Origin of the sequence: Streptomyces sp. SID5643 (assembly GCF_009872555.1) — a bacterium.
GTDB classification, from domain to species: Bacteria; Actinomycetota; Actinomycetes; order Streptomycetales; family Streptomycetaceae; genus Streptomyces; species Streptomyces iakyrus.
In genome coordinates this window covers 1-10,438 of sequence record NZ_WWIC01000024.1, presented here as the reverse complement: position 1 = coordinate 10,438, position 10,438 = coordinate 1, and the positions used below count along the sequence as shown (strand labels likewise).

Annotated in this window: 8 protein-coding genes and 1 tRNA gene; 4 read left to right on the top strand and 5 right to left on the bottom strand. The window is 73.2% G+C overall.

Annotated features, from left to right (window positions below):
- Positions 1–257 precede the first annotated feature (257 nt).
- The 4 genes from purD (at position 258) to GTY56_RS02875 (ending at position 6,395) form a co-directional block, all read left to right on the top strand.
- Positions 258–1,508, top strand: a complete 1,251-nt coding sequence (purD, locus tag GTY56_RS02890) for a phosphoribosylamine--glycine ligase (RefSeq protein ID WP_161362143.1) — start codon at positions 258–260, stop codon at positions 1,506–1,508.
- A 392-nt stretch (positions 1,509–1,900) separates the two neighbouring features.
- Positions 1,901–3,724, top strand: a complete 1,824-nt coding sequence (locus GTY56_RS02885) for a hypothetical protein (protein ID WP_202509656.1) — start codon at positions 1,901–1,903, stop codon at positions 3,722–3,724.
- Between the two features lie 227 nt (positions 3,725–3,951).
- Positions 3,952–5,427, top strand: coding sequence for a N,N-dimethylformamidase beta subunit family domain-containing protein (locus GTY56_RS02880; protein ID WP_161362139.1), 1,476 nt, complete (start codon positions 3,952–3,954; stop codon positions 5,425–5,427).
- Between the two features lie 68 nt (positions 5,428–5,495).
- Positions 5,496–6,395 (top strand): phosphoribosylaminoimidazolesuccinocarboxamide synthase, encoded by a 900-nt coding sequence (locus tag GTY56_RS02875; protein ID WP_161362137.1) that lies wholly within the window; start codon positions 5,496–5,498, stop codon positions 6,393–6,395.
- 50 nt (positions 6,396–6,445) lie between these two features.
- Here GTY56_RS02875 and GTY56_RS02870 read toward each other — a convergent pair.
- The 5 genes from GTY56_RS02870 to GTY56_RS02850 all read right to left on the bottom strand — a co-directional run bounded on the left by GTY56_RS02870 (position 6,446) and on the right by GTY56_RS02850 (position 10,238).
- A tRNA-Gly gene (locus GTY56_RS02870) sits at positions 6,446–6,521 on the bottom strand.
- Between the two features lie 22 nt (positions 6,522–6,543).
- Entirely contained in the window at positions 6,544–7,164 is a 621-nt protein-coding gene (locus GTY56_RS02865; RefSeq protein ID WP_346345398.1) for a response regulator, read from the bottom strand.
- Positions 7,161–8,444: a sensor histidine kinase gene (locus GTY56_RS02860; RefSeq protein ID WP_161362135.1), complete on the bottom strand. Its 1,284-nt coding sequence runs from the start codon at positions 8,442–8,444 to the stop codon at positions 7,161–7,163. The genes GTY56_RS02865 and GTY56_RS02860 overlap by 4 nt, the downstream gene beginning before the upstream one ends.
- 22 nt (positions 8,445–8,466) lie before the next feature.
- Positions 8,467–9,270 (bottom strand): ABC transporter permease, encoded by an 804-nt coding sequence (locus GTY56_RS02855; RefSeq protein WP_161362133.1) that lies wholly within the window; start codon positions 9,268–9,270, stop codon positions 8,467–8,469.
- Positions 9,267–10,238: an ABC transporter ATP-binding protein gene (locus tag GTY56_RS02850; protein ID WP_161362131.1), complete on the bottom strand. Its 972-nt coding sequence runs from the start codon at positions 10,236–10,238 to the stop codon at positions 9,267–9,269. The genes GTY56_RS02855 and GTY56_RS02850 overlap by 4 nt, the downstream gene beginning before the upstream one ends.
- Between the last annotated feature and the right edge of the window lie 200 nt (positions 10,239–10,438).

The following is a 10,438-nucleotide window of genomic DNA, read 5'->3' as shown; positions in this document are numbered from 1 at the left end:
GGCCGCCCCCCAGCCCTCCGCCCCCCAGCCGCGCCACGTCTCGGTCGAGGAGGACATCCCCGAGGACGACGACCCCGACCTCGACGAGTCGGCCCTCTCCGGCCAGGAGCTGATCGTGAGGGAGCTGGGAGCGACGGTGGTCGAGGAGTTCACGAACGAATAGCCCGCCCCCTTGGAGGAACCTCCAGCTCAAGATCCTCCCTTGCCTCGGCGGCCCGCACAAAGGGAACCCGGCACCTCCCGTTAGGCTGACCCCCGTGAAGGTCCTCGTCATCGGCAGCGGCGCCCGCGAACACGCCCTGTGCCACTCCCTGTCCCACGACCCCGACGTCACCGCGCTGCACTGCGCCCCCGGGAACGCCGGCATCGCCGACGTCGCCGAGCTGCACCAGGTCGACGCCCTGGACGGCGCAGCCGTCACCGCGCTGGCCACCCGCCTCGGCGCGGAGCTGGTGGTCGTCGGCCCGGAGGCCCCGCTGGTCGCCGGTGTCGCCGACGCCGTCCGCGAGGCGGGCATCCCCGTGTTCGGCCCGTCCGGCCGGGCCGCGCAGCTGGAAGGCTCCAAGGCCTTCGCGAAGGACGTGATGGCGGCGGCCGAGGTGCCCACGGCCCGGTCGTACGTCTGCACCACACCGGAAGAGGCCGACGCGGCCCTCGACGCCTTCGGGCCCCCCTACGTCGTCAAGGACGACGGGCTCGCCGCGGGCAAGGGCGTCGTCGTCACCGACGACCTCGAAGCGGCCCGGGCGCACGCTGCGGCCTGCGAGCGCGTGGTCATCGAGGAGTACCTCGACGGCCCCGAGGTCTCCCTGTTCGCCGTCACCGACGGTGAGACGGTCGTCCCGCTCCAGCCCGCCCAGGACTTCAAGCGCGCACTGGACGGCGACGAAGGCCCCAACACCGGCGGCATGGGCGCGTACTCCCCGCTGCCGTGGGCCGACCCGAAGCTGGTCGACGAGGTGTTGCAGACCGTGTTGCAGCCCACCGTGGACGAGATGCAGCGGCGCGGCACACCGTTCTCCGGCCTGCTCTACGCCGGCCTCGCGATCACCTCCCGCGGTGTCCGCGTGATCGAGTTCAACGCCCGCTTCGGCGACCCCGAGACCCAGGTCGTCCTGGCCCGGCTCAAGACGCCGCTGGCCGGGCTGCTGATGGCCGCCGCCACCGGCAACCTCGCTCACCTGGAGCCGCTGCGCTGGAGCGACGACGCGGCCGTGACCGTCGTCGTCGCCTCGCACAACTACCCCGGCACCCCGCGCACCGGCGACCCCATCACCGGCCTCGACGAGGTCGCCGCGCAGGACGCCCCGCACGCGTACGTGCTGCACGCCGGGACCAGGCAGGAGGGGGACGCCGTCGTCAGCGCGGGCGGCCGCGTCCTGTCCGTGACGGCCACCGGCAAGGACCTGACCGAGGCCCGCGACCGGGCCTACACGGCCGTCGGCCGTATCCGCCTCGACGGCTCCCAGCACCGCACGGACATCGCCGCGCAGGCGGCGGGCGCCTGACCGGCCCACGCGAGGCGGGGAAACCACCCCGCCGCCGATGAACCCCGCAGGCCCCGGATCCGTCTCAGGATCCGGGGCCTGTCGTATGTCGGAGGCCCGGCCGACGTGGGTGAGAGGCCCGGCCGACGTAGGCGAGGGACGGGGCCGGAAGTATGCGGGAGGTGGGGGCCTGATGCTCGCTGTCCGTCATCCACCTCTCCCCAAAGCCATTCCATCGAGTGACCGATGCCCTATCCGGCTGACGGGGGCCGGAGCCCCAACTAGGGTGCGGCGCAAGCGTTCCGGCACTTGGCCCACCGGCATTGCGATGTCAGTGGCGGGTGCCACAGTGGGGGAGTGAGCAAGGGCAGCATCAGGTCAACGGGGAGGGGGTGAGGTCGGTAGTGACCGGAATGGGTGTGGAAGCAGGCGCGCAGGCCGCGCGGGCACGGGCACTGGCCGTGCTGCGCATCCGCAGCCGTGCCCTGGCCGTCGCCCTGCTGCCGGCCGCCGTCGCCGTGATCCTGCTCGCGGGCGCGGCCGGCGACCGCCTGGAGGGCCCTGTCTGGGACACGGCCCGCTGGGTGCTGACGCCGTTCGCGGTCCTCGTGCTGCTCGCCGCCGCCGGCATCGCCCTGGTCGTCGCCCGGGCCCGGCCCGCCATGAGCCCGACCGTCCCGGTCACCGAGGAGGCGGCGCCCGATCTGTACCGGATGGTGCGCGACCTCGCCGACCGCTTGGACGTCCCCGCGCCCTCGGCCATAGCGCTCACCCCGGACTGCGACAGCTGGCTGGAGGACCGTACGCACCCGGCCCACGGCCCGCCCCCGGCCGAGGAGCACCACGACATAGCGGGAGGGGGCAGGCAGGCGCACCGCCGGCACCCCGTCGCGCCGGTCCTCGTCATCGGCTCCCCGTTCCTGTGGTGGATGCGGGTCGGCGAGCTGCGCGCGGTCCTCGCCCCGGTCATCGCCGGTACGGGCCCCTCGGCCCACCCGGACATAGCCGCCGCCCGGCGCTTCGTGCGGGGTCTGGACGCCGCGGTGGCCGTGGCCTCGGCGTCTCGCCGCGAGCCGGTCTCGCGGGTGGTGCTCGCCGGGGTCGGCTGGGTCGCCCGGCTGCTGCTGCGCAGCTGCCGCGTTCACGCCGCCGAGATGGAGCGGGGTGTGGCCGCCGCCGCGGCGGAGCGTGCACAGGCTGTGGATTACGGGCTGCGGATCGTCGCCCAGGAGCAGGTGGGCCTGGCGTACGCGGGCTGGGACCGGCTGCTGACCCGGGTGGCGCTGCCCGCCTGGCGGATGGGCCGCTGGCCGTCCCGGCTGGACGCCGGTGTGGTCGCGGCCCTCACGGAACTGTCCCGGCGTGACCGCCTGGCCGAGGGATTCGCGTCCCGGCTCGGCGAGCGGCCCGCCTGCGACCTGCTGGAGGAGCCGGGCACGGTCGACGAGGCCGCCTCCCTCCTCGCCGCCCGCCTCTTCCACGGCGGTCCCGCCGGATCGGGGCCCGACTGGTCGCCGGTGGACTGGAGCGAGTATCCGGACGAGGTCGTCGACCGCAAGTGGCGCCTCGACGCGGCCCGCCTGCACCGCGTTCTGGACACCATGGGCGTCCGCCCCGCCTCCGGCCCCGCGGCCCCCGCGACCGGCGCCCCCACCCTGTCCCGCGTCCTCGACCACCTGGCGGAGGACCCGGGCACCGCACGGACGGCTGGGACCGCCCCGGCCGGCAGCCCCGCGGGAGGCCCGGCCGTCTCCGGGCCGGACACCGCCCCGGACCGGGCCCCCGGCACACCGGACCCCCTCGACGACGAGGACCTCTCCGGTACGACGGCCCCCAGCGCCACCCTCGCCGCCCGGCTCAGCGCCGAGCTGGCCCGTGAGGAGGCCGCCCCCTCCCCGGCGACCCCGTCGCCCGCCGTGCCGTCCCCCGCCTCCGACGCCGCGGCCCTCTGGGACGACCGGGCCCTGCCCCTCTTCCCCCTCCAGCCCCCGCGCACCGCAAGGGAACTGCTCGCCGACCACCTCACCGCGATGGTCTGCTGCGCCGCGATGGACACCGCCGGCGCGACTCCCGGCCTGGACTGGCTGGACGGCCCGACCCTCCTGATCGACGGTGAGCGCACGGCCGATCTGGCCCCCAAGGTCCTCACCCTCATCGAGGACGGCGACGCCACGCCCCTGCGGGTCTGGCTCTCCCAGCTCGGCATACGCCCGGAGAAGCCCGTCCGCCTCGGCTGACCGCCGGAGCACCCACTTCCGGTTCTGGCCAATTCGAAACGAACAGTGACGAAGCGCGCGCGTTATGTGATGTGCTGGGACCGTTCGCGCGCGGGCAAGGGCTTGCGACATACGACAAGCACATAGGCACGACGGCATCGCATCCACCGCAGAACACCGCACACACCACACCGGCACACAGCACACCGGCAGGCACCACCACGGGGGCAAGGGGAGGGGAAGCAACCATGGGTTCGGAGCAGATCCGCCGCTGGGAGTCGGGAGCGCTGGCGCACGCCGTGACGGATCCCTTCGGACAGGGCCCCGTCCCGTGGCTGCGCGGCAACGTGACGTACTTCGACGACTCGGGCCGCGTCGTCCCCTGGTACGTGGACCAGGACACCTCCCACCCGTCGAAGCAGGGCAGCCGCTCGGGCGGCCCCCGCGCGGCCGACGACGTCCACCGTCAGATCAAGGGCTTCACCTCGACCGGAGCGGTCGCCCCCGGCGAAGCCATCGACTTCCACATCACCGTCGACCCGCCACAGCAGTTCGCCGTCGACATCTACCGCATCGGCCACTACGGCGGTGACGGCGCCGCGAAGATCACCACGAGCCCGCGCCTGTCCGGCATCGTCCAGCCCGCGCCGCTCACCGCGGACCGCACGGTCTCCTGCCACCACTGGTGGCTGTCCTGGCGGCTCCAGGTCCCCTCGTACTGGAACGTCGGCGCGTACGTCGCCGTCCTCACCACGGCGGACGGCCACCGCTCGCACGTCCCCTTCACCGTCCGCCACGACCAGCCCGCCGACCTGCTGCTCGTGCTGCCCGACGTCACCTGGCAGGCCTACAACCTCTACCCGGAGGACGGCCGCACCGGCGCCAGCCTCTACCACGCCTGGGACGAGGAGGGCCGGCTGCTCGGCGAGTCCGAGGCCGCCACGACGGTCTCCTTCGACCGCCCGTACGCGGGCGCCGGCCTCCCCCTCCACGTCGGTCACGCCTACGACTTCATCCGCTGGGCCGAGCGCTACGGCTACGACGTCGCCTACGCCGGTGCCACTGACCTGCACGCGGGCCGCGTCGACCCGGCCCGCTACCGGGGACTGGTCTTCCCGGGCCACGACGAGTACTGGTCGGCGGACATGCGTCGGACCGCGGAGCGCGCCCGCGACACCGGCACCTCGCTGGTCTTCCTCTCCGCCAACTCCATGTACTGGCAGGTGGAGCTCGGCCCCTCCCCGTCCGGCGTCCCCGACCGGCTGCTGACCTGCCGCAAGCGCCGGGGTCCGGGCAAGCCGGTGCTGTGGCGGGAGATCGACCGGGCGGAGCAGCAGCTCCTGGGCATCCAGTACGCCGGGCCCGTCCCCGAGCCGCACCCGCTGATCGTGCGCAACTCCGGGCACTGGCTGTGGGAGGCGACCGGGGCGCACGAGGGCGACGAGCTCGAGAACCTGGTGGCGGGCGAGGCGGACCGCTACTTCCCGCGCACCCCGCTCCCCGACCACGAGGAGCGCATGCTGCTCGCCCACTCCCCGTACACCGACAAGGAGGGCGTCCTGCGCCACCAGGAGACGTCCCTGTACCGCGCGCCCTCCGGGGCCTGGGTCTTCGCAGCAGGAACGTTCGCCTGGTCCCCGGCCCTGGACCGCCCCGGCCACGTCGACCCGCGTGTCCAGCGCGCCACCGCCAATCTCCTGGACCGCATCTGCAAACGCGACTGACCCACTGTCCGCGATCACCCGCGCATACGGGAGAATCAGGCCATTGGACAGAACCACGGGGAGGAACCGTGTCCGGATTCGTCGAAAAGCCCGAGCCGATCCAGGTTCCGGGCCTGGTGCATCTGCACACCGGCAAGGTGCGCGAGCTGTACCGCAACGAGGCGGGCGACCTCGTGATGGTCGCCAGCGACCGCATCTCCGCCTACGACTGGGTGCTGCCGACCGAGATCCCCGACAAGGGCCGGATCCTCACCCAGCTCTCCCTGTGGTGGTTCGACCGGCTCGCCGACCTGGTCCCGAACCACGTCCTGAGCACGGAACTGCCCGACGGCGCCCCCGCCGACTGGGCGGGCCGCACCCTGATCTGCAAGTCGCTGCGGATGGTCCCGGTCGAGTGCGTGGCCCGCGGCTACCTCACCGGCTCGGGCCTCGCCGAGTACAACGAGACCCGCACGGTCTGCGGTCTCGCCCTGCCGGAGGGCCTGACCGACGGCAGCGAACTGCCCGCCCCGATCTTCACCCCGGCCACCAAGGCCGCCGTCGGCGAGCACGACGAGAACGTCTCCTACGAGGAGGTCGCCCGCCAGGTCGGCGCGGACACCGCGGCCCGGCTGCGCCAGGCGACCCTCGCCGTCTACTCCCGGGGCCGGGACATCGCCCGCGAGCGGGGCATCATCCTCGCGGACACCAAGTTCGAGTTCGGCTTCGACGGCGACGACCTGGTCCTCGCGGACGAGGTCCTCACCGCGGACTCCTCCCGCTTCTGGCCGGCCGACCAGTGGCAGCCGGGCCGTGCGCAGCCGTCGTACGACAAGCAGTTCGTCCGGGACTGGCTGACCTCGCCGGAGTCCGGCTGGGACCGCAAGAGCGAGCAGCCGCCGCCCGCCCTGCCCCAGCAGGTCGTCGACGCCACCCGCGCCAAGTACGTCGAGGCGTTCGAGCGCCTGACCGGTACGAGCTGGGCGTGAGGACGTAGCGCACGAAGAAGCCCCCCGGCCGGAACCGGGGGGCTTCTCGATGGAGCGAACGACGAGGTTCGAACTCGCGACCTCAACCTTGGCAAGGTTGCGCTCTACCAACTGAGCTACGTTCGCATGCGCCGTGACGCGAGAACCACTATACCCAACCTCGCTCCCGCGCGAGCCGCACGGCCGCATGCCGGTTCTCCGCCCCGAGCTTCGACACGGCCGACGACAGATAGTTCCGTACGGTCCCCTGCGACAGCGCGGCCCGCTCGGCGATCTCCACGACGGGCGCCCCGTCGGCGGCCAGTTCCAGAACCTCGGCCTCCCGCGCGGTCAGCGGCGAGTCCCCGGCGGCGATCGCGTCGGCGGCCAACTCCGGGTCGACGTAACGGTTCCCGGCGTGCACCGTACGGATGAGCTCGGCGAGCCGCTGCGCGCTGACGGTCTTGGGCACGAACCCCCGCACCCCCGCCTCCAGCGCCCGCTTCAGATGGCCGGGCCGCCCGTGGCTGGTGACGATGAGGACCCGGCAGCCGGGCAGTTCGGTCCGCAGCGATGTGGCGACCTTCACACCGTCGGCCCCGGGCATCTGGAGGTCCAGGACGGCGACGTCGGGCTTGTGCGCCCGGGCCATCGCCATCGCCTCGGGCCCGGTGGCCGCCTCGGCGACGACGACCAGGTCGTCCTCCAGCGACAGCAGCGCGGCGAGCGCCCCCCGGATGAGGTGCTCGTCGTCGGCGAGCAGCAGCCGGATGGGTTCCACGGCCGTCACGAGGGGACCTCACTCACCGGGCGCGCCGCGACGACGGCCGGGGCGGAGCCGGGAGGGGCGGGCGGCGAGGGCAGCGGGATCTCCGCCGTCAGCCGGAACAGCCCGCGCCCCGCCGGGCCGGCCTCCAGTGTCCCCTCGAACTTCGCCAGGCGCTCCCGCAGCCCGGCGAGTCCCGATCCGGACGGTCCGGTCACGGGTTCCTTTCCCGCCTCGCTCACCCCGTCGTTCTCCACGGACAACACCACGCGCCCCTCCAGCACCCGCAGCCGCACCGCACACCGCCGTGCGTCCCCATGCCGCAGGACGTTCGTCGCGGCCTCCCGCACCACCCATCCCAGGGCGGACTGCACCGCGGCCGGGAGCCCGGCCACCGGCGCCCCGCCGACCGTGCAGTCGATGCCGGCCGCCGCCAGCACCCCTTGCGCACCGGCGAGTTCCGAGCCGAGGTCGGCTTCCCGGTAACCGCGCACGACCTCCCGCACCTCGCGCTGCGACTCCTGCGCGAGCCGCTGCACCTCGACCATCTGTGTCACGGCCTCCGGCCGCCCCCGCTGGGCCAGCTGCACGGCCAGCTCGCTCTTGAGGGCGATGACGGCCAGGTTGCGCCCCATGACGTCGTGCAGATCCCGCCCGAACCTCAGGCGCTCCTCGGCGACGGCCAGCCGGCTCCGGGTCTCGCGGGCGTCGTCGAGTTGGTAGACGGCGTTCAGCAACCAGATCGAGAAGACGGCCGTGAAGGCGATGAACACGCCGCCGATCAGCACGATCAGCGCCGTGAGAAGCGCCGCGAGCGCGGGGGCGCCGAGCGCGAAGGCCACGGTCCAGGAGCCCGCCGCGAAGCCGCCCGCGATGGCGAACGCGCGCCGCCGGTCGCGGACGCCGAGCGCGATGATGCCGGGACCGAAGATCAGGATCACCCCGAAGACGCCCCCGGCGGCGGTGTCGACGTCCTCGCCCCGGGGTCCGTGCTCGACGATGCCGATCGCGGCGACGGCGATCGCGGCGGTGACGGCGGCCAGGGTCCACAGCAGCCCGGTGGGTTGGGGCCTGCGGCCTCGTGTCCAGTCGATCGTCCGGGAAACGGTCACGAAGCAGAGACCGGCGTGCACGGCCACCACCGCCATGACGGCGCTGCCCAGCCGTGCCCCGAGCGGGGCCACGGACGTGAGCCCGACGGAGAAGAACTCCATCACGGCGAAGAGCTGGAACGACCACCGTGTGTACGTCTCGACCTTCTCCGGCGTGCTCTTGTGCCGCCACCACCTGCCCGGCGTGCGCATCGGCCCGTCACTCCCCCTTCGGTCAGCGCCGCGGTTCCCAGCGGAACCACCGCCGTACAGCAAACACCCCGATGAGGATCCAGGCCATCGCCGTCGCGAGGGCGCCCAGCGCCTCGTACCCGGAGAGGTTCCCGGCCCAGCCGCCGCGCACCAGCGTGACGACGGGCGTCAGCGGCAGCAGCTCGCACACGGAGGCCACCCGGTCCGGCATCAGCTCCAGGGGCCAGAACATGCCGGAGCCGATCATCGAGACCAGCAGCAGCGGCATGGGCGTGGCCTGGGCGCTCTCGCCCGTCTTGGTGAAACTCGCGGTGGCCGCCGCGAGGGCCGCGCACATCACGAGCCCCAACACCAGGCCGATGACGACCAGATGGGGCGCCGACGGCGCGGACAGGTCCAGCAGGGCGACGCAGCCCACCGTCAGCAGCAGGCACTGCGCCAGCCCGGTGAGCGCGGCCGGCAGCGCGGAGCCGGCCAGGATCTCGGCGTCCCGCAGCTCGCCGGTGCGCAGCCGCTTGAGGACGAGCTCCTCACGCCGGACGACGAACACGCCGACGAGCACCGAGTAGACGGCGAACAGCAGGGAGAAGCCGAACGCGGCGGGCAGCACCAGCGTGCCGGTGCTCAGCCCCGCTCCGGCCAGGTCCATCTCCTCCGCCGCCGACCGCACGCTGACCGGCATCACCAGCGGCACGAACAGCGCGGCGACGAGCGCGCCCCTGGTCCGTCCCAGCAGGGTCAGTTCGGCACGGGCGAGGGAGGTCATCCGGCTCAGCGGGGTCGTCGCGGCCGTGGCCGGCCGGGGCGTCGTCTGCGGGGCGTTCATGCCGCGTGCTCCTTCGTCGTCGTACCCGTGGCGTGCTCCGCCGGGACGTTCTTGGCGATCCCGAGGAACGCCTCCTCCAGGGACGCCGAGCGCACGTCCAGGCGGCGCAGTTCCACCCCGGCCCGCGCGGCCCACATCAGCAGCTCGGTGGCCGTCCGCTGCAGTTCGCGGGTGCGGAGCCGGATCATCCGGCCGTCGGTCTCGTGCCCGGCCACGCCCAGCTCGCCGAGCGGCGGGAGGTCGCCGACGAAGTAGTCGTCGGGCAGTTCGAAGGAGATTCGCGACGGCTCCGCGGCGGTCACCTCGGCCGGTGTCCCGGTGGTGGCGATCAGACCGTCGTGCATGATCGCGAGGCGGTCGGCGAGGTTCTCGGCCTCCTCCAGGTAGTGCGTGGTCAGCAGCACGGTCGTTCCGCCGTCGCGCAGGGCGCTCACCAACTCCCAGGTGGCCCGGCGGCCTTCGGCGTCCAGGCCGGTGGACGGTTCGTCGAGGAAGAGCACCTCGGGGTCGCCGAGCAGGGCGAGGGCCAGATCGAGGCGGCGCCGCTGGCCGCCGGACAGCTGCTTGACCCGGGTGCCGGCCTTCGTCTCCAGACCGACCAGCGCCAGCGCCTCCGCGGGGGGCCGGGCCCCGCTCACGCATCCCGCCCACATCCGCGCGGTCTCCGCGACGGTGAGCTCGGAAGGGAAGCCGCCTTCCTGGAGCATCACACCGGTGCGGGGCCGGACGGCGGCCCGTTCGGTGTACGGGTCGTGCCCGAGGACCCGCACCCGTCCGCCGGCCGGCTCGGCGAGGCCCTCCAGGAGTTCGACGGTGGACGTCTTGCCCGCGCCGTTGGTGCCGAGCAGCGCGAAGATCTCCCCGCGCCGGACGGAAAAGCTGATTCCGCGTACCGCTTCGAACCCGCCCCCGTACACACGCCGCAGGTCAGTGACCTCAATCACGTGTTCGTGTCCGTTGGTTTCCATGCTTCAAGCGTTCCGGCCGGGCGGGCTCCGAAGCAGTGCGCGCTGTCATCTTTCGGCATGACAAATGTCAGACGAACGCTCGTGTGCACGAAGAAGACCCCGGTCCTGATGGACCGGGGTCTTCTTTCCCGAGCGGACGACGAGGTTCGAACTCGCGACCTCAACCTTGGCAAGGTTGCGCTCTACCAACTGAGCTACGT

Bases quoted from the DNA above. Each gene is read 5' to 3' on its own strand.
- GTY56_RS02885 (WP_202509656.1), top strand. From the start codon at position 1,901: ATGGGTGTGGAAGCAGGCGCGCAGGCCGCGCGGGCACGGGCACTGGCC.
- GTY56_RS02880 (WP_161362139.1), top strand. From the start codon at position 3,952: ATGGGTTCGGAGCAGATCCGCCGCTGGGAGTCGGGAGCGCTGGCGCAC.
- GTY56_RS02860 (WP_161362135.1), bottom strand. From the start codon at position 8,444: ATGCGCACGCCGGGCAGGTGGTGGCGGCACAAGAGCACGCCGGAGAAG.
- GTY56_RS02855 (WP_161362133.1), bottom strand. From the start codon at position 9,270: ATGAACGCCCCGCAGACGACGCCCCGGCCGGCCACGGCCGCGACGACC.
- GTY56_RS02850 (WP_161362131.1), bottom strand. From the start codon at position 10,238: ATGGAAACCAACGGACACGAACACGTGATTGAGGTCACTGACCTGCGG.